The following is an 18,528-nucleotide window of genomic DNA, read 5'->3' on the forward strand; positions in this document are numbered from 1 at the left end:
GCCACCCTGGTGGATGTACCTTCGGATATCATCGAGCAGATCACGAACCGGTCAGGAGATATATATGAAAGCATCACGAACCTGATCGACCAGTCTTCCGGTAATGTCAGCTACAACGGCACGACGCAGGAGTTTACCTATGTGGATGAGAACGGGGAGGTCCAGACCTTAAATATAGAAGAACTGATCCGCCTGAACGAGTCTGTGACGACCCTGGTGAACAACAATGACGGCACGTACACCTATACCAATGAAGAAGGCGAAGATGCTGTTATTGATATAGGTGCCACGGAACCCTGGCAAGTACAGGGCTCTGCTGACAAAGCCACCGATAACGATCAGGACATTTACCAGATGGGTAAAGTGGGTATCGGTACGGACAACATGCTGGGCACGGAGAACGCGAACGTAGTCCTGGCGGTTAACGGGTCCATACTCACCACGTCTTCCATCTATGCCGATTATGTGTTTGAAGATTATTTTGAAGGGGAGTCTGTCCTGAACAGTAACTATGCCTTCAAATCGCTGAAAGAAGTTGAAGATTATATCAATACCAACCGTCACCTTCCGGGCATTGCGAAGATCGATGCCCTGATGAAGAACCGGGAAGGGGAGTATGTAATCAACCCTACGGAACTTTCCGTGCAGTTGCTGGAAAAGGTAGAAGAGTTGTACCTGCATACCATTGAGCAGCAAAAAGTATTGGATCAAAAAGACCGGGAAATACAGGAATTGAAAAAAGCGACCTTGGAAATGAATGAACGCCTGGAGCGTTTGGAAAAACTTTTTAAACAGTAACACAGTTGCCCGTGTACGAGCCTGTCGGCAGGCATTAAAACACCAATGCCGGCAGGCTTATTATAAAAAAGTCTAAAAGAAAAAATACATATATACATGAAAAGAATTGCACTAATCATATTGTTTGGGGTTGTTTTTACAACCGGATATGCCCAGCAACCGGGGATTGGCATCGGCACAACTACACCGGACGCAAGTTCACAATTGGATGTCACGAGTGCTGATAAGGGTGTGTTAATCCCCAGGATGACATCAGCACAGCGGAATGCTATTGAAAGCCCGGCAAATGGTTTGCTCGTGTTTGATACCGATCGTCAGTGTATCAGTCAGAACGTGGGAACATCCGCTGCGCCGGACTGGGTTTGTATAAGCGGAAACGTAGTTCGTTTTTTCTATATGCCTGCCATTAATTTTGATACCTCGAAAGATGCTGCCGGTCAAACGAAAAACCTCTACCAGTTATATAAAGACCAGTTCTCCATGTCAGACCCCAATACTACGGCAAGCAGTACGGGTGCCCCGGCAACCATCCCTTCTTTTCCGGAAGCCACGGACCTGTACTATTATATTACCTATTACGATCCGGATGTGTTTAGCAACATTTCTATCGATGCCAATGGAGTAATGACCTATGATGTTACTGCTGCGGCGACGGACTGTTCATTTATAAATATTGTTTTTGCCATTAAATAGGCAGCGGTATATGAACGGATTTGTGGATAAAACGGACTTTAAACAAAAAAAATGAGAGATCATCTGATTAAACATATTGTGCTATTGCTTTTAGGGTTGACGGTTTCGGCAAACATAGCCCGGGGGCAATGCAGGCAGGTTTTGCCGGGGGACCTGGGATGTGGTACGATAATGGATTTCGACGGATTTGATGAATATTATAAAGGACTTCAATTATGGCCACCCTCATCGGGATGTACAACCCGAATAGGGGCGAAAGTAGGCAACCCCAGTCATATGGCAGATTGCGAAAGTAATACCTACGGTTATATAAATCCGGGGCTTTTAGGGGCGTCAGTAGGTTTCGACGGCGGATGTAATATGAATTTAAAAGCCTTCAGGAATGACGGGCAAAAATTTCCCGCCGGGAAGACCGTCCATTTGGATGTGGGGTCCGAGTGGGCCAATGTCAATGCGTCTTTTTCCGGGTTTTATATACAATTGTTCGACGGTGACCGCCTGGTATTGGACCAGCCCATTACCAGGGCCCTTTTACTGGACCTGGGGCTTTTTGGCGACCGGCGTATTATGGCCGTACTCCCCACTGCGGAGTGGGACAGGATTGAAATAGGATATTATGAAACTATCGGGATCGGGTTTACGCTGGCCAATGAACTTAAAATATACAATATCCTTTCCGAATATTATCCTGCTGCAGGGTATATGGATGCGACGTTTACCTCCCAGCCCCGGAACCTGGAGGTCACAGAAGGGGAGTCCGGAAATTTTTCGGCAGCACTGGATTTTCCCGGTGAGGCGCCGGATGACCTTCAGTACCGGTGGCAGGTCAATACGGGCGACCAGTGGACAGACCTGGAAGACGGCGGCTATTACAGCGGTACAAAAACAACTTCTCTGGAGCTGTCCGGTGTTTCCCCGGAATTAAACGGTTACCGGTACCGGCTTATTGCCGAATCCGGTAATAAAGCCGGGTGCTTTTACAAAGAATCGGATGCGGCAGGCTTAAAGGTAAATGAAATAGCTGTTATTCCGGGGAAATGCGATGTCGTATTGCCCGGGGACCTCGGATGTGGTACCATAATGGATTTCGACGGGTTTGATGACTATTATAAGGGGATTGTACTTTGGCCACCTTGGGAAGCTTCAACGGGATGTACCACCCGCCTGGGTTCGAAAGTAGGTAACCCCAGCCATATGGCAGATTGCGAAAGCGATACGTACGGCTATATAAACCCGGGGCTTTTGGGAGCGTCCGTAGGTCTTAGCGGTGGTGGATGTAAAATGGACCTGAAAGCTTTCAGGCGCGGGGAACAAAAATTTCCTGCCGGAAAAACCGTCTATCTGGATGTAGGGTCTCAATGGGCCAATGTCAATGTGTCTTTTTCCGGGTTTTATATACAATTGTTCGACGGTGACCGCGTGGTATTAGACCAGCCCATTACCAGGGCTCTTTTACTGGACCTGGGGTTTTATGGCGACCGGCGTATCATGGCCGTAACCCCTGCTGCAGAGTGGAACAGGATTGAAATAGGCTATTATGAAACTATCGGGCTCGGGTTTACGCTGGCCAATGAAATTAAAATATACAATATTCTTTCTGATTATTATCCAGCCGTAGAAAATGTAGCATTTGATCCACAGCCCCAGGACCTTGAAGTAACAGAAGGGGATTCCGGAAATTTTTCGGCAGAACTGATTTTTCCCGCGGGAGTGATGTCGGACCTTCGGTATCGGTGGCAGGTCAATACGGGCGATGAATGGACAGACCTGGAAAATGGCAGCTATTACAGCGGGGTAAAAACAACTTCTTTGGAGTTGTCCGGAATTTCATCGGAACTAAATGGTTACCGGTACCGGCTTATTGCCCGGTCTAAAGGAGGGGAATGTCTGGATATAGCGTCAGACCCGGCGGTTTTACGCATTGGTGCCGGAATCAGGAATTGTATTATATCAAATGCGATGATCAGGCCTGAACTGGATTAAAGCCCGGGAAGGCCTTGTATAAATTGAGTTGGGTTTTTTAAAAATATATAACATGAAAAGAATACTTAAAAGAAATCTGTTTTTGATTGTATGCTTTATAAGCAGCAGCCTTTTCGCACAGGAAAAGGCCGCAAAGATAAGCGAAGCGGAGTTTAACAGTTTTGTTGCCGTGATCGGGGAATTGCAGCGGTCGGGTTCCAAAATGCGGGACGAGCTGGTACAGGTCATACGCGCAGAAGGTTTAACCCCGGAAAGGTTCAACGAAATCCAATACAACATGGATAGCCCCATAAATGAAGTTGACGCTACCGGCAAAGAGCTGGCCGCATACAAAAAGATAGCGGCAGAGGTAGACCGTTTAAAGGCAGAGCAACAGGACATGTTGCAGGGTTATTTAAAAGAGAACGGTCTTACTTCGGAGCGTTATGCAGAGATCGCAGAGCAGGTGCAGAGCAATGAAAAATACAGGGAAAGACTGTTAAGCATCATAAAGGTGCAGGCTGCCACAAATCAGTAGAAAAAATGAAACCGACATGTTTAAAATAATCTTTAAACATATAGGCGATGTGCTGAACACAACGTTGGTTGTAGTCCCTTCGGCAGGGTATCAGATTCGTTTTACTGCTTCATCTGGTGACCCGGCAACAGTAATGAAAGATGAAACGGGAGGCACGGGTACGGGACATGTAACCAACGTAACGGTCAATAAGATTTAAAAATATAATGATAACGCGATAGCTGTTTCCTATGGAAAAAATGACTACGATAAAAATAATAAGTGTCCTTACGGTGTTGCACGTGGCTTCCTATGTATGCGGGCAGACCGTCAATACGGGAGCGCTTACCATCGCCCCGGACACGCAGGTCTCCACGCTCGGGGATTTTGACAACAGGGCCGGTGGCGATATGATCAACGACGGGGAGTTCTTCGTCTACGGCCATTTCAAAAATGACGGCCTGCTGAGTTTCAGCCCCAGCCAGGCTACCGGCCTGGTCCGTTTCGAAGGCATGTACGGGGCGCAGGATATCTCCGGGGAAGGCCTTTCGGAGTTTTTTGGCGTACGTTTCGACAACCCCGTCACACAACCGGCTTTCCGACTTTCCGGCGACATCACCGTAAACGGCAATGCACAGTTTGTCGACGGTATAGTGTATAACCGCTCCGGCGGCGGCCTGGTGGACTTCGGCCCGGAAGCCTCGCACGAACAGGTTTCGGACCGCAGTTTTGTGGATGGGCAGGTCCGCAAAACCGGCGATGCCCCTTTTGATTATCCCGTAGGGAACGGGGGGTATTACCGCGGAGCCTCCGCCTCGGGCCTTTCAGATATCGAAGGGTATTTTACCTCGAACTATACCCTGGAAAATTCCGATGCACGCCATTCGCATTTCAATAAAGAAGAGCGGATCGTATTTATAGATAACGAAGAATACTGGGAGATCAACCGAACCGGCGGAACGTCCGATATGGTACTCAGCCTCACCTGGCATGAAGAGACCACCCCGGCGGAGCTCTTAAGCGAAGAAGACGGTAAGGCCATACACATTGTGCGCTGGGATGGCGCCAAAGGGCTGTGGGTTGATGAAGGCGGCGTGGAAAACCACGAAGAACAAATGGTCACCACGGCCGTATCGGGTTACGGTATTTTCACCCTGGCCAAAGTGCTGGACGAAGAAAAACCCGACAACAGCCTGGAAGTCTACAACGGCATCTCGCCCAACGGTGACGGTAAGAACGATTTCTTTTACCTCAAAGGCATAGAGCACTACCCGGACAATACCGTGGAGGTATATAACCGCTGGGGGGTACTGGTTTACGAGGCTAAAGGATATAACAATACCGATGTGCGTTTCAATGGGTATTCCCGGGGACGTGCCACGATAAACAAGGGAAAGTTATTGCCTACGGGAACTTATTTCTATATCCTGAAATACAAGTCAGAAGACGGTCGGGCCAAAGACCGGTCGGGTTACCTGTATATCAATTAATATCCGAAGGACTATAATAAACCGTGGAACAGATAAAAAAACAAGAGAGATGAAGAGAATCATAATCGTGTTGGGGTTGTTGGGGTCGTTTCTTACCTACGGGCAACAGGAATCGCAATACACCCAGTATATGTATAACACCATGACCGTAAACCCGGCCTATGCCGGGACCCGGGGAGCGCTGAATATTTTTGGACTGTACCGTTCACAATGGGTAGGGCTCGACGGGGCGCCCAAAACAGCCCAGTTGTCCGTTCATTCTCCCATTAGTCCCCAGGGGCACGGTTTGGGCCTGTCGGTTATCAATGACGAGATCGGCCCGTCCCGGGATACCTATGTCAATGCCAGCTTTTCCTATAAGCTGCAACTGGACCATTGGACCTGGTTGAACCTGGGTATCATGGCTGGGGGGAGCTTTCTTGAAGTCAACTATGATAAACTGAATGTTCACGACCCGGACCCGGAACTCAGCGGGAGGTTGAGCCGGTTTTCACCCAATATAGGGGCGGGGGCCTACCTGCATTCCGATCACTGGTATGTAGGGCTGTCCGTACCGGCCCTGTTGGAAACCCGTTTTTATGACGATATCCAGCAATCGGTAGCCAGGGAGAAAATGCACTTTTACCTGATGGGAGGCTATGTTTTTGACCTGGATTATCAATGGAAGTTTAAACCAGCGGCTTTGGTCAAAGCGGTATCCGGGGCGCCTTTGGCTGTGGACCTTTCTGCCAATTTTCTCTATAACGAAAGCCTGACCCTGGGGGCCGGCTATCGCTGGGATGCAGGAGTAAGTGCATTAGCAGGGTTCCAGGTTAGTAATAATTTTATGGTAGGGTATGCCTATGATTTCGATACCTCCCGGCTGGGCAATTACAATTCGGGGACCCATGAGATATTTCTCCGGTTTGAGTTTATTTCCTCGGGACGGAACAGGATGCGTTCCCCCAGGTTTTTTTAGTCTAATACGACAAATTACAACATATGTATAAAAAATTACTCATACTTGTATTACTCGTTACCTGCGGGGTATTGCATGCCCAGGAAGCCAGGAAAAAAAAGGCGGATACGGATTACGACAAATTTGCCTATATCAAAGCCAGTGAGCTCTATGAGCGGCTCATCAACCAGGGGTATGAATCGGCGGATATTTACGGTAAGCTGGGAGATACCTATTATTTCAATGCCGTATACGGCAAAGCAGAAGCATATTACGGGAAGATGCTTGCGCTGGAGAAGGAGGCCCGCCCGGAATATTACTTCAGGTATGCCCAATGTTTAAAGGCTGCCGGAAAATATGAGGAAGCGGAGAAAACACTGGCCCGGTTTTACGAACTGGTCGGCCAGCCTGAAGGGCAAAGGCAATATTTACAGGAAGAACTGGCCGGTATCCGGAAGTTTTCGGGCCGCTACGATATTACCGATGCTGGGGTGAACAGTGATGAAGCCGATTTTGGGACCGCTTTCGGCGCGGAAGGGGAAATCCTTTTTGCCTCGGCCCGGGATGAAGGAATTTTTATAAAGCGTACCCATGAGTGGAACGGGAAGCCGTTTTTAAAACTGTATAAGGCGACACCCGGTGAAGATGGTACCCTGCAATCCCCGGAACAACTCGGCGGAGATGTCAACACCAAATATCACCAATCCACTCCCGCCGTCAGCAAAGATGGGAAGACCATGTACTTTACCCGGAATAATTTTATCCCCGGCAAGTATAAAAAGGGAGAAGACGGTACCAATAACCTGAAGATTTATCGGGCTTCTTTTATGGATGGCAAATGGAAGGCCATAGAGGAACTGAGTATCAACAGTGACGATTACTCATCCGCTCACCCGGCCCTGAGCCCGGACGGCAGGCATTTGTATTTTGTGTCCGACCGTTCGGGGACCAGGGGGCTGTCTGATCTGTTTGTAGTGGAGATCCGTGATAACGGGAGTTTCGGGCCTGTTCAGAACCTCGGGGACGCTATAAATACCCGGGGCAGGGAGACTTTTCCTTTTATGAGCGATTCCGGGGTGCTGTACTTTGCTTCCGACGGCCATCCCGGTTTTGGAGGACTCGATATTTTTGCAGCGGTCAGGGACCCTTTCGGAAATTACCAGGTGGTCAACGTAGGGGAACCGGTAAACTCCCCGGCAGACGATTTTGGATATATTATCAATGACAGTACAAAGAGAGGCTATTTTTCTTCCGGCAGGAACGGGGAATCAGGCGGCGATAATATATATATCCTTGTAGAAAACAACCCGATAGCCATCGCTGCGGAACTTTGCGGACATGTGCGGGACAGCCTGACCAAAGAAGCGCTGGCCGGGACCAGTATTACCATCTATGACGAAAACAACAGGAAGCTAAAGAACCTGCTGGCTGATGATGCAGGTGATTTCTGCGTGGAGGTGCTGGCCGGGCAAAACTATAACCTGCGTTTTGAAAAGGATAAATATCAATCCTATGAAGAATTTGTCACAAAGTTGGAGATTGGTGATAAAAAGGAATTGCTGGCAGAACTTAATAAGGAGGACATTCCGGTAACTGACGGGGATGACCTCACGAAAAAACTGGGGTTAAAGCCCATTTACTTTGATTTTGACAGGTACAGTATCCGGAAGGATTCGGAAATAGAACTGGGGAAAGTGATCGCTGCGATGCAACAGCATCCGGGTATGGTGATCGAGGTACGGTCGCATACCGACAGCCGGGGAAATGACCAGTATAACATGGAACTATCCGAACGCCGGGCTGTGGCTACCGTGGATTACATAGTCAACAAGGGAGGGATCTCCAGGAACAGGATCAGTGGAAAGGGTTATGGAGAAACCGAACCGGTCAACGAATGCGCTGACGGCACAGGTTGTACGGCAGAACAGCACTGGCTGAACCGGAGAAGTGAATTTATGATCGTTAAAATGTAATACAACGGGCGCTAAGAAAACAAGCCGGCGTGCTGAAACATGATTTATGTTAATTGGAAGGTTTAAACGATTTAGCTGTTTTTTCATTATTGAGTTAGTTTAGTTTGGAAGTCAGTTTGGGGGGCGGTTTAGGTTGTTTTGGTATTAAAAATACGGCCTCCCGGATTGATTTCACAGGAATGATTTAAACAGTTTTCGGAACACAATATATAGTTTTTCATTGAACTCGTCTTGAGTTGTTTCATTTAGGCGAAAAACCACTATTTTATGCCCAGATGAAGACTTTTTGGAACCACATAGCCAAAGCTATGGGGTGAGAAAAAGACGAAATATGGGTGCAAAAGAGGGTTTTGCAGCAAATTATAATAACTTAAGACGAGTTTATTATCTGATTTAGTTGGTGTTTAGGTTTTGATCCGGGAGGTGGTAAGATTTTAAAAATGAATACGGTTTAAAATGGCCGCTTTCCGGATTGATTTTGTCGTAATGACTTTGATGCAGGTTGTTCCCGCAGGTACGCTTGGATAAAAAAGTATAAATGAGTTTATTGTTTGATTTAGTTTGAGTTAGTTTTCTGGTTCGGAGGGTGGTTAATTGATAGCACGTAAAAATGCTGCCCTCTGAATTGATTTTACAGAAATGATTGTATTGAGATTCCGGATGTTCCTCTTGAGGTGGTCCCGGAAGGAGAAAGAACGAAAAATAAAGGATTGAAGATGAACGAGGAGAGAACTCGGAACGAGGGGTCACAAGCTTGTTTGGATGACCGGAAAAGATTGGAAAAGTTTATTAAAAGCCATTCAGATATTATCTATGGTTTTATTTATCACAAAGTTAATGACAAGGACCTTACCGAGGATATTTTTCAGGAGACCTTTGTTAAGGTCATCAGGGCATTTAACGGAGGACAGTACAGGGAAGACGGAAAGCTGATGTCCTGGGTGCTGAAAATAGCCCATAACCTGGTTATGGATAATTTCAGGAGAAATAAACGTATGTACAGTCTTTACGCGCAGGGCGATGCCAATACATTTCACACCCTCGGAGATAATACGATGAATGCAGAAGGATGCCTGATCCGGGACCAGATCAACGAAGATATACACGAAATGATCGGGGAACTTCCGCGTGCCCAGCAGGATGTTCTTGCTATGCGGTTGTATCAGGATATGACCTTTAAGGAAATATCCGTAAAATCCGGGGTGAGCATTAATACAGCCCTGGGGAGGATGCATTATGCCATTTCCAATCTCAGGAAACTGGCTAAGAAAAAAGAGTGGTTCGATTGACTCGCTAAAGGAAATTTAAGATGCTCCATCCCGATAACAACGGGATGTGTCTGGTTTTTTTAGTTTTTCCGTCTCATGCTTCGTGGGTTTATCCCAAAGTTGTTGACTTTGCAGAGGGCGATCCGGTCGGACTAAATTGGTGAAATACGATGAAGATTAAACAGGATTCAGGAGAAATTATCAGACGACTTAAAAGTGGTTTGGGAGTGGATTCGGATGAAGAACTTGCGGATATTCTGGGGATTTATTCCGAAAGGATATTGTTCTGGAGAAAGTATAATATACTGGATTATGAATTGTTAGTAGTTACAGGCAGGAAATACGGGCTGGATTTGAATTTCCTGTTTTCACATACATCGGCATCGGGAATCGATACCGATGTCGTCCTGGTCCCCCGGAAGCATCAGTTTGAGTATGCATCCGGCAAGTATAAGAAAGACCTTATCGACCAGATGCCCAGGCATAACTTTTCTTCTTCTGCAAAAGGAAGTATAAGGGCCTTTGAAACCACTGGTTTTTCGTTGTTCTCTCTCTGTAAGGAGGATTCTTATGTTATCGGGGAATTTGTTAGGCATATCAGGCATTTGATAGAAGGGGATGTTTATGTATTTGTTAATAAAATTCACGGTATATATATAGGAAGAGTAAGATTGAGTACCCACCCGAAGGTTATTTACCTTATGAATGATGGTGGGTCGATTGAGGGACAGGGGGAAATTGTCATGTTTACCAAAGAGATCGTCGAGATCTGGAAAGTGGACCGTATTGTTTTAGGGAGTACTTTCAGGACAACCCGGAATTTATCTGGGAAGAAGTCAGGTTATTAAAGAGATAATGTGGATTATTTCTGGTATTTATAAAGCTGATATATAGTTGCTTGTCAGCTTTTTGTAACAGGTTTATCAAGCAGAAATGATATTCCTGTTTTGTGTACAATGTCCTTGTCGTTTGGATGCCGGAATACCAGCAAAAAACAATTTATATGGATAATCATAGTGAGGATAAAAGACTCGATGTAAAGGCTATTATCAAAAGATTCAAGCACATGCTAGAATTAAAATCCGATAAAGAACTTGCGGAAGTTTTATGTGTTCGTCCTAACACCGTATCAACATGGAAAATGAGAGGAAGTATGGATTATAATTCGTTGATAATTAAATGTATATCTCTCAATATTGATCTTAATGTAATATTTGATAATAAAGAAGTCGGCCGGAGAGATGAACTTAATAAGATTCTTGTAGTTCCGAGAGAACTCCAGTATCAATATGTTTTAATGGCAGGAGATAACAGTTTTATCGGGAATTTGCCTTCATATAGCTTTCCCTTTGTTTTTAACAAGAATCTCAGGGCTTTTGAAATCGTTTCTCCATTGAGGAATATTGAATTGGCCATAGGTGAGCAGATCAAAGTTGAAGCTAATTTGGATATAGGGAAAAGTTATGTCGTTGTAAGCCGGAATCAAGGTGTTTTAGCGGGAGAGATCATTACAAAGGAGCCTGAAAACATCCTTGTTCATGTCGGGACCAATTCTTTTTTGAAAAAAAATGTGCGTATAGGGATCAATGAAATTATTGAATTGTGGAAAATAACCAGGTTTGTTTCCATTACTCTGGAGAATTAGACGAACTAATTTTCATTCCCGTTATAATAACCTTAGCCTAACATTATTAACAGAAAAAAATAAAAAATACCTTTCTTCCTATTGCTGTTCTGCACCGTAATAGTATAAGGAAATTATGGCCTCACCGAAGAAAACCTCATGGTTCGTAACTGGTTTCTCATGTACACATACAGGCAGGAAATGAAGATGGCGATTCCATAGCCCGGACCCATACATAGCTACAACTTTTAATAAAACAACCGGGACGGGAACTTTTTCTTGCCGATAAATTATTATATAAATTGCGGAATTCGGGTTATAAAAATCAATAATGAAATATATTCTTTTATGAAAACATTTTTTTATTTTATAATGTTAGTATTAATTGGTCTATCAGTAAGTGCACAAACGATAGAAATTAACACTGCTTATCTTACGAAATCGGACTCTCGGACTAAAGTTTATCTTGATGATGATATATCCAGGGCAACCCAGGTTTTTGGTGCACCGAGTGACACCGAAGATTACTTTTTTGAAATGGACAATAAGAAAGGAAAAATATATACTTACAACGGGAATAAAGTGTATATTATTGACAACAAAATTGTAAGTTTAGATATTAGTACCAATGCGGTATTATTAGGTATTGATGGGGATAAGACCTTTAAAATAGGAGACAAGATAGTGGAAACCAAAAGTGTTATACCACATGGCCCTGATAGAACGACTACTTTGACGGATTTAAAATTTCTGGGTAAAAAGGTAGAAAGTGAAGAGGGATCCATAAAAGGGTTCAACTATGCCTATTATCAGGTTTTATATCTGTCCAATACAGATAGGCGATTAGTACTATATTTCGATTCTTCCAAGGCTTTAATTAATGCTGACTTAGGAGAGTGAGTATAGTAACAATGGAGCCTCTTTCAAAAATCGTTTTCTGATATGGCAATAAACTAAAAACTCAGGTAGTTTGAAATGACTTACCTGAGTTTTTCTTTCCGGGGAGTCTCTGATTCGCAGCACATCTTTTCTTTCCATTAATTGGCGGAATTATCTTCTGCAGACAATTAATTAAAGGGCATACAAAAGGGGTAAGTCTGATAAATGTGCTTGTCTTTGTACCGGGAATGAGTCTTAGAAACTGTTTAAATTTTGTTTTTGGAATATTTTATAGTGTATTTTTTCGTCAGATAAAGGTATTTTGAGGTGCATAGCCATAGCTACGGACCGAAAAACACCTGAAATATGGCAGGACCGAACGCTAAGAAAACAGCTGGTAGCTGTTTTTAGTGAAGGGGCCAGGTGGCGGAGTGGCACGTAAAAGAACCAAAGGCGATGTCCTGAGTTTATCGAAGGGATAAAATTTAAGCAGTTTCTTAAACTTAGACAACACAGTCATAAATCATCTGAGTTTGTTCATGTATTAAAAGTAAATTTCACTGTTGCACATGTTGAGTCATTAGCTTCTAAAAGTGTCTTACCATTACAATTTCAAGTAATTAATTATCTGTCGTGTAAATTTATCGTTAAGAAAAAGTTAATTGTTTGTCACCCGTTTCCGGTCTTTTGGAATATATAGAATAGAAGAAGGGGGAAACCCGCTTTTCTGAACTGGTAAAATCCTCCTCTTCACATGAACATATTCAATTTTTTATTAACCGAGATTTTATTTTTATGAAAAGGCCATTTTTATTAGCGCTGATTTTATCCCTGGTTTTTATATCCTGTAGTACAGAGGATGAAATCGGTGAAGGCGTAAACAACAGAGAAGGGACTCCTGCGCTCAGTGCCGAAGAGCGAGCCGGGATAAGGATGTGTCATGAAGTCTACCCGGAGGGCGTAACCCCGAGAGCGGTAGCGATGACCGAAAAAGTCTGGCCCAAAGGTAGTACAATTACGGTGAAATTAGATACGGCTGCTTCCCGGTATGTAAGGGAAAAGGTAGAACAATACGCCAGGGAATGGACGAAGTATGCCAATATCGGGTTTAAATTTGTTACCGAGGGGGAGGCAGATATCAGGGTAACCTTTAAAGCAGGAAAAGGGTCCTACTCCTATATAGGGACCGATGCTAAGTTTTTCAAAGACCAGGAAACCATGAACCTCGGATGGTTTGATGATAAGACAAGTGATAAGGAGTTCAGCCGTACAACCATTCACGAATTCGGGCATGCGCTAGGATTGAATCATGAACACCAACATCCCGAAGTGGATATTCCCTGGGATAAGCCTAAGGTATATGAATATTACAGTGGGGCCCCTAACTACTGGTCCCGTGAAAAGGTAGATCTTAACCTTTTCTCGCCCATATCGAAATCGGAGTCACAATTCAGCGAATATGATCCCCTGTCCATTATGCATTATTCCGTAGATAACGCATTGACCACAGGCGATTTTGAAATAGGCTGGAATACCGAATTGTCCGATACCGATAAAACCTTTATTGGCGAACTGTACCCTTTCGGAGAGTGGGAATGGTAAACAAATAGTATAACGATAATATTCCGTGTCCGGATAATTCGATAAAAAGGATATCCGGGCACATCGTGCTTCGATTTAAATCATTTCACTAACATTAAATATAACACTTATGAACAAACCAAATCTACAACTTTGTTGTTTTTTATTTTTAGCGGCCGTTTTTCTCCAGGAAGCGGTTGCCCAGGGCAACCTGAAGCTCAACCTCGATGCCGGGGCCACGTACAACAGCCTGGACTACAATTTGTCGAACCGTGTGGATTCCAGGTACAACGGCCGTTGGGGGCTTGCCGCCAACCTGTCGCTGGAATACCGGTTTTACGATGCCTTTTTTGTTTCCGGGGGTGTTTCCTTTATGCAGCACAACTTTGAGTTTGAGCGCACCGGCAGTCGGGAAGGCTGGTATACCAAATCCAGGAACAATTATCTGAATATCCCCGTTCTGGTAGGGGCCTATCTTATAAACAATCCTTTTAAGGAAAAGGGTCTTTGGCTCAGAGTCGCCGGGGGGGCATACACGGGCTATTGGCTCAGCATGAACCGGAAAGGGCAATACCCCGTATTTGGCGAACTCCAGTGGGACGGAAGTTTTCCGCTGAGTGAAAAAGTCAGGGAAAGGTATGATTTTAAACGGAACGAAAACCAGCTCAACCGTATCCATTACGGCCTTCAGGGGCAGTTCCAGGCGGGTTATTCCTTCGGCAAATACGGTATCTATGCGTCTTATTCGTACCTGTACGGTTTGTCCGGGCTGCAAAAGAATAATGTAAACGACAGGGATATGTTCCATAAAACCTCCATGATTAATATAGGGATATCCCGTAATTTTTAAAAACAGAATAAGATGATAAAAAAGATATATAAAGCCGTTTTTGTTAACTTCAGGATTTTTGGATTATGTGCAGCCATGTGCTTGGTTGTAGCCTTTTCCTCGTGTAGCAGGGATGATGAGTCGCTCACGGAACCAGGGCGTTACTCTTCAGAGGATATAACATCTTATGAGGACCTTTTTACGGTCTTCTGGACCGTTATGGATGAGAACTACAATTATTTTTACGAGGAGAAAGAGCGTAATAACCTGGACTGGGACAAAGTTTATGCGGAATACCTTCCCAAGTTTAAGGCGCTGAAAACCTGGGAGCGGGAAGGATATAGTAATGGAGAAATCTCAGGCGATTATCTTGCCGCCAAATCCTATTTTGAGGAAATTGTCAATGGGATCATGGACCAGCATTTTTACGTGAAAGTAACTATGCCGTATAATAAAACCGGTAGCATGGTAAGTACCTTTTATTCCGGAAAGATGAATGAGGAGCAACCTTTATATTATGATAAAGGGGTTACAAGAAACAGGATGAAAGAAAAATTGAATAATAGCCTTGAATTAGGCGGGAGAGCTAATGTACTGGGAGGCTATCTGAAGTCTGCACCGGATACGTATTATTTATCCCTTAACAGTTTTGGTATGTACAACTACAGCGTAGATTTGAGTGGAGAGAGTCTTATGTTTGATGTTGATGACCTGGAAGGTGTTGTGCATAATATGAAGCGTTCCGAACTGGAGGAAAACGACGATCTGGATGCCATTAAAAATGAAGAATTAAGGAAGGCGATTCGCAATTTTACTTTAAGGGTTTATGACTCATGGATAGAAATTGTTACCGCGTCCCGGTCCGGAAAACTGATAAGGGAAATAGAGCATTTTAACGAAACGGAAGAAATGTCTGATGCCCTGGTAGAAGAAGCGGGCAAGATGCTGGGAACGTTAAAGAATTTTCGTTCTAATGTGCTGAAAAGTGATATACCGGATCATTTGCATGTATATATGGAAGATGAACATGTGAGGAAGTATACTGAGGATTTCTACGATAGGTTTGAGAATTTTAAATTCGCTTTCAATTATTACGACTTTAAGAAAAATATGGAGAGCATCATGGAAAACGCACCTATTTATAAGTCACTTTTTAACCCATTGCGCCGGGGTGATATTAGCAAACTTATTTTAGACCTCCGGGGGAATGGCGGGGGAGCCGTTGTCGATACCCGGTTTTTTGTCGAGCGGTTGGTCACCCACGAAGGCCTGGTGGGGTACCAGAGAACAAAAGAAGGGAACGGACGTTTTAATTATACCCCGTGGGTGCCTGTGCACACTAAACCGCATCCTTTTGGCATTCCCAATCCTATTCCTATTGCAATACTTACGGACAAAGGAAGTGGGAGTATGTCCGAGATTACCACAATGACGCTGAAAAGCCAGGGGGATAAGGTTAAATCCGTAGGGGATTATACCGCCGGAGCGACTGCCGGGTTGGGCGGCGATGATGATTTTAACGGAGGTCTACAGGTGAAAGTAGGAGGTGTACTGGATTTTTACATGCCTTTAATGGCTTTCAAAGACGCTTCGGGGAAAGTTATCGAAAGCATCGGGGTAGAGCCCGATGTATATGTAGCCCCTCCTACAGAAGAAGAAATAAAGGATATGGAGCATAACCCGGAACACAGGGACAGGGGCATGGAAAAAGCCATTGAAGTGATATCCGGGATGTAAGGCATCGCAAACAGTTTCTGAATTTTAAACAGGGTGCCCGGCTGGCCGGGCAGAAAACAAAACCACCCTGGACTTCAAGTCCGGAGTGGTTTTGTTTTGTTAAAGTGACGTGAGCACCTCGTTCAGAGCCTACCCGGGCAAAAGACGAGTTCGGAAATTAAAATATACCCCGAAAAGTTTAACGACGGGTTTATGGAAAACATTAAACTGCAAGGTTTATGCAGGGAGTAATCCTAAATTTGTTTTCAGCATATTGTTTTGCTGTTTATTTCAGCCAAATCAGGTTGTGTTTCAAGCAACAGCTAATTGCGTTGTCTTACCCGGAATTTAGTACAGGCCGGTAATAGCGACCCTGTTTTGGATTACAATTTGTTTATTAACTATAACTTTGAATTATGAAAGCGTTAGAAAGATTTGCAGTCCGGGAAATGAACTTTTCGGAATTAGAGGATACCAACGGAGGGAGTCTGGTAGAGCTTAACTTGGATTTAGGGGGCGGTGAATTTTTATTTGAGGGCGACATCATATTGTCTGATTATCAGCTTCTTTATATTTTGGTATAACATAAAAACTCACCACCGCAGAGGGTGGGTTTGTTCCTGGTGGCTATGTCTGTATACGGGTTATGCTCAATTGGAATTTGCAGTGGTAAAGCCGTAAATCGGGCGAAAAGCTACCTCCTTCGGAGACGGAGAGCCCGATTTGAGTAACTTCTTGGAAATATCCACGCCCGAAGTCGTTCGGCATACGGTCTACCGCCCCTGTTGCATCCTGCTCATTACTCCGGAATGTTCCGTAAGAAGCATTTCAAAATCTGACAAGGGGTATTATCGCAAGGATAATAAATGTTTATACTTCTGTTATTTTCAGCATATGCCTTAAGCTGCAATTTGCCTTTGTATACGGGTTAAATTGCGGAAATTAATGGTGGTTATTCCTGTTCTATACCGCTGAAATTGATTCCTGTTTTATCCCCGAAAGAAAATATAACTAACTGATTTTCAGTAAAAACAAAAAGACACTCCTTGGTCCCGATTATGCAAAGGATTTTAAGTGTCTCATTTACATAAGTTTACAGGTTAGAATAATAACCACTCCTTAACACAACGATATCCGTAAAATATTACTTTTCCGAAAAATTTTTCATCACTAAAAATAAAGCAAATGAGGAAATTAAATTACGGATTTTACGCATTGTTATTGTTACTTTTGTTTACCACTTCCTGTAGCCCGGATCAAATATGGCAGGGGGCGGGAAGTGAAGAAACAGCACCTCTTATAGAAGAAGGAGGAGGAGAAGCGCCTGTAAGGGTGTTGTCCTATAACGTGTATCTGCTTACTGAAGCGATTGCACTGGCCAGCAGCCAAAGTTGGTCACAGGAAGAAAGGGCATCCCGGTTAGGCAAGGCCGGTTTTATTAAAAACTACGATGTTCTGTTATTACAGGAATGCTTTGACAAGCCTGCGACCAAAGTGTTATGCGAAAACCTCTCCGGAACCCATCCCTACCAGACCCCTGTTTTAGGCACTTCAAATAATGAATGGGACGCCACGTACAATTTGACAGATGATAAATGGTTTAATATTGAAAACGGCGGTGTGATGATTGCGAGTAAGCACCCTGTAGAACATATGGAGCAGTATGTTTTCTCTCCCGGGTACTGTGGTCCTGATGCCTTTTCCAATAAGGGCTTTGTGTATGCCCGTATACTTAAAGACGGCCAACGTATGCATTTTATCGTTACGCATATGCAAAATACGGATCCTCTCTGTATGGGCGGGGAAAAAACACATCGGAGAAACCAGCTAAAAGAGATAAAATCCTATATCGATTCCCGGAATATACCTGTAGATGAAATGGTTATTATAGGAGGGGACTTCAACATTTTAGAGGAGGATACGGAGGAATATAATATGATGCTGCAGATATTAAATGTTTCGCCGCCCTCTTACAAAGGTTTGCCATACACCTTGGACAGCAAGACCAATAGCCTGAGGTCCTATTTGTATCCTTACCCTGAAAATGAGAGAGAACGTATAGATTACATCTTTGTATCTAATGATCACCTTGTACCGCCCTCATGGCAGAATGTTGTTTTTGATCCTGTGAGTACCACGCTAATGAATCATAGCCATCTGTCTATTGATGTCAAAAAAGATTATTTCGTCGATTTTTCGGATCATTACCCCGTGGAGGGGAGTTTCTATTCCGATGCATCTACGCCAAAAGCGAGTATGAA

16 protein-coding genes and 1 pseudogene are annotated in these 18,528 nt (G+C 44.2%); all 17 read left to right on the forward strand.

From position 1 onward, the window contains the following. Window positions 1-798 (forward strand): annotated as a pseudogene (locus ACVBDY_RS02220) (hypothetical protein); the annotation flags it as partial. Between the two features lie 96 nt (window positions 799-894). Then, the gene (locus ACVBDY_RS02225; protein ID WP_123217865.1) at window positions 895-1,491 is read left to right on the forward strand and encodes a phage tail-like protein; all 597 of its coding nucleotides are present in this window, start codon (window positions 895-897) and stop codon (window positions 1,489-1,491) included. Window positions 1,492-1,542: 51 nt separating this feature from the next. Further along, complete coding sequence (locus ACVBDY_RS02230) at window positions 1,543-3,474, forward strand: hypothetical protein (RefSeq protein WP_123217864.1); 1,932 nt, start codon at window positions 1,543-1,545, stop codon at window positions 3,472-3,474. 52 nt (window positions 3,475-3,526) lie between these two features. After that, the gene (locus ACVBDY_RS02235; RefSeq protein ID WP_123217863.1) at window positions 3,527-3,991 is read left to right on the forward strand and encodes a hypothetical protein; all 465 of its coding nucleotides are present in this window, start codon (window positions 3,527-3,529) and stop codon (window positions 3,989-3,991) included. 16 nt (window positions 3,992-4,007) lie between these two features. Then, window positions 4,008-4,190, forward strand: a complete 183-nt coding sequence (locus ACVBDY_RS02240; RefSeq protein WP_123217862.1) for a hypothetical protein — start codon at window positions 4,008-4,010, stop codon at window positions 4,188-4,190. A gap of 40 nt (window positions 4,191-4,230) precedes the next feature. Continuing rightward, complete coding sequence (locus tag ACVBDY_RS02245; protein WP_447173840.1) at window positions 4,231-5,460, forward strand: T9SS type B sorting domain-containing protein; 1,230 nt, start codon at window positions 4,231-4,233, stop codon at window positions 5,458-5,460. 49 nt (window positions 5,461-5,509) lie between these two features. Next, window positions 5,510-6,418: a PorP/SprF family type IX secretion system membrane protein gene (locus ACVBDY_RS02250; RefSeq protein WP_447173841.1), complete on the forward strand. Its 909-nt coding sequence runs from the start codon at window positions 5,510-5,512 to the stop codon at window positions 6,416-6,418. A 23-nt stretch (window positions 6,419-6,441) separates the two neighbouring features. Further along, window positions 6,442-8,370: an OmpA family protein gene (locus ACVBDY_RS02255; protein ID WP_447173842.1), complete on the forward strand. Its 1,929-nt coding sequence runs from the start codon at window positions 6,442-6,444 to the stop codon at window positions 8,368-8,370. Window positions 8,371-9,086: 716 nt separating this feature from the next. Further along, entirely contained in the window at window positions 9,087-9,659 is a 573-nt protein-coding gene (locus tag ACVBDY_RS02260) for an RNA polymerase sigma factor (RefSeq protein ID WP_447173843.1), read from the forward strand. Window positions 9,660-9,808: 149 nt separating this feature from the next. Beyond that, window positions 9,809-10,486, forward strand: coding sequence for a helix-turn-helix domain-containing protein (locus ACVBDY_RS02265; protein ID WP_447173844.1), 678 nt, complete (start codon window positions 9,809-9,811; stop codon window positions 10,484-10,486). A 155-nt stretch (window positions 10,487-10,641) separates the two neighbouring features. Beyond that, on the forward strand, window positions 10,642-11,283 hold the full coding sequence (locus ACVBDY_RS02270; protein WP_447173845.1) for a helix-turn-helix domain-containing protein: 642 nt from the start codon (window positions 10,642-10,644) through the stop codon (window positions 11,281-11,283). A 327-nt stretch (window positions 11,284-11,610) separates the two neighbouring features. Continuing rightward, on the forward strand, window positions 11,611-12,162 hold the full coding sequence (locus ACVBDY_RS02275; RefSeq protein ID WP_447173846.1) for a hypothetical protein: 552 nt from the start codon (window positions 11,611-11,613) through the stop codon (window positions 12,160-12,162). 774 nt (window positions 12,163-12,936) lie between these two features. Next, window positions 12,937-13,743, forward strand: a complete 807-nt coding sequence (locus ACVBDY_RS02280) for a M12 family metallopeptidase (protein WP_447173847.1) — start codon at window positions 12,937-12,939, stop codon at window positions 13,741-13,743. A 109-nt stretch (window positions 13,744-13,852) separates the two neighbouring features. Beyond that, window positions 13,853-14,572, forward strand: coding sequence for an outer membrane beta-barrel protein (locus ACVBDY_RS02285; RefSeq protein WP_447173848.1), 720 nt, complete (start codon window positions 13,853-13,855; stop codon window positions 14,570-14,572). 12 nt (window positions 14,573-14,584) lie between these two features. Continuing rightward, window positions 14,585-16,288, forward strand: coding sequence for a S41 family peptidase (locus ACVBDY_RS02290; protein ID WP_447173849.1), 1,704 nt, complete (start codon window positions 14,585-14,587; stop codon window positions 16,286-16,288). A 395-nt stretch (window positions 16,289-16,683) separates the two neighbouring features. Further along, complete coding sequence (locus ACVBDY_RS02295; protein ID WP_447173850.1) at window positions 16,684-16,851, forward strand: hypothetical protein; 168 nt, start codon at window positions 16,684-16,686, stop codon at window positions 16,849-16,851. A gap of 601 nt (window positions 16,852-17,452) precedes the next feature. Continuing rightward, a partial coding sequence (gene sph / locus ACVBDY_RS02300) for a sphingomyelin phosphodiesterase (protein WP_447173851.1) occupies window positions 17,453-18,528 on the forward strand: 1,076 nt, incomplete at its 3' end.

It is taken from the genome of Sinomicrobium halophytocola, assembly GCF_052983395.1.

What these genes read in the sequence shown, in the direction of transcription:
- ACVBDY_RS02225 (WP_123217865.1), top strand. Translation starts at nt 895, where the DNA reads ATGAAAAGAATTGCACTAATCATATTGTTTGGGGTTGTTTTTACAACC.
- ACVBDY_RS02230 (WP_123217864.1), top strand. Translation starts at nt 1,543, where the DNA reads ATGAGAGATCATCTGATTAAACATATTGTGCTATTGCTTTTAGGGTTG.
- ACVBDY_RS02235 (WP_123217863.1), top strand. Translation starts at nt 3,527, where the DNA reads ATGAAAAGAATACTTAAAAGAAATCTGTTTTTGATTGTATGCTTTATA.
- ACVBDY_RS02240 (WP_123217862.1), top strand. Translation starts at nt 4,008, where the DNA reads ATGTTTAAAATAATCTTTAAACATATAGGCGATGTGCTGAACACAACG.
- ACVBDY_RS02245 (WP_447173840.1), top strand. Translation starts at nt 4,231, where the DNA reads ATGACTACGATAAAAATAATAAGTGTCCTTACGGTGTTGCACGTGGCT.
- ACVBDY_RS02250 (WP_447173841.1), top strand. Translation starts at nt 5,510, where the DNA reads ATGAAGAGAATCATAATCGTGTTGGGGTTGTTGGGGTCGTTTCTTACC.
- ACVBDY_RS02255 (WP_447173842.1), top strand. Translation starts at nt 6,442, where the DNA reads ATGTATAAAAAATTACTCATACTTGTATTACTCGTTACCTGCGGGGTA.
- ACVBDY_RS02260 (WP_447173843.1), top strand. Translation starts at nt 9,087, where the DNA reads ATGAACGAGGAGAGAACTCGGAACGAGGGGTCACAAGCTTGTTTGGAT.
- ACVBDY_RS02265 (WP_447173844.1), top strand. Translation starts at nt 9,809, where the DNA reads ATGAAGATTAAACAGGATTCAGGAGAAATTATCAGACGACTTAAAAGT.
- ACVBDY_RS02270 (WP_447173845.1), top strand. Translation starts at nt 10,642, where the DNA reads ATGGATAATCATAGTGAGGATAAAAGACTCGATGTAAAGGCTATTATC.
- ACVBDY_RS02275 (WP_447173846.1), top strand. Translation starts at nt 11,611, where the DNA reads ATGAAAACATTTTTTTATTTTATAATGTTAGTATTAATTGGTCTATCA.
- ACVBDY_RS02280 (WP_447173847.1), top strand. Translation starts at nt 12,937, where the DNA reads ATGAAAAGGCCATTTTTATTAGCGCTGATTTTATCCCTGGTTTTTATA.
- ACVBDY_RS02285 (WP_447173848.1), top strand. Translation starts at nt 13,853, where the DNA reads ATGAACAAACCAAATCTACAACTTTGTTGTTTTTTATTTTTAGCGGCC.
- ACVBDY_RS02290 (WP_447173849.1), top strand. Translation starts at nt 14,585, where the DNA reads ATGATAAAAAAGATATATAAAGCCGTTTTTGTTAACTTCAGGATTTTT.
- ACVBDY_RS02295 (WP_447173850.1), top strand. Translation starts at nt 16,684, where the DNA reads ATGAAAGCGTTAGAAAGATTTGCAGTCCGGGAAATGAACTTTTCGGAA.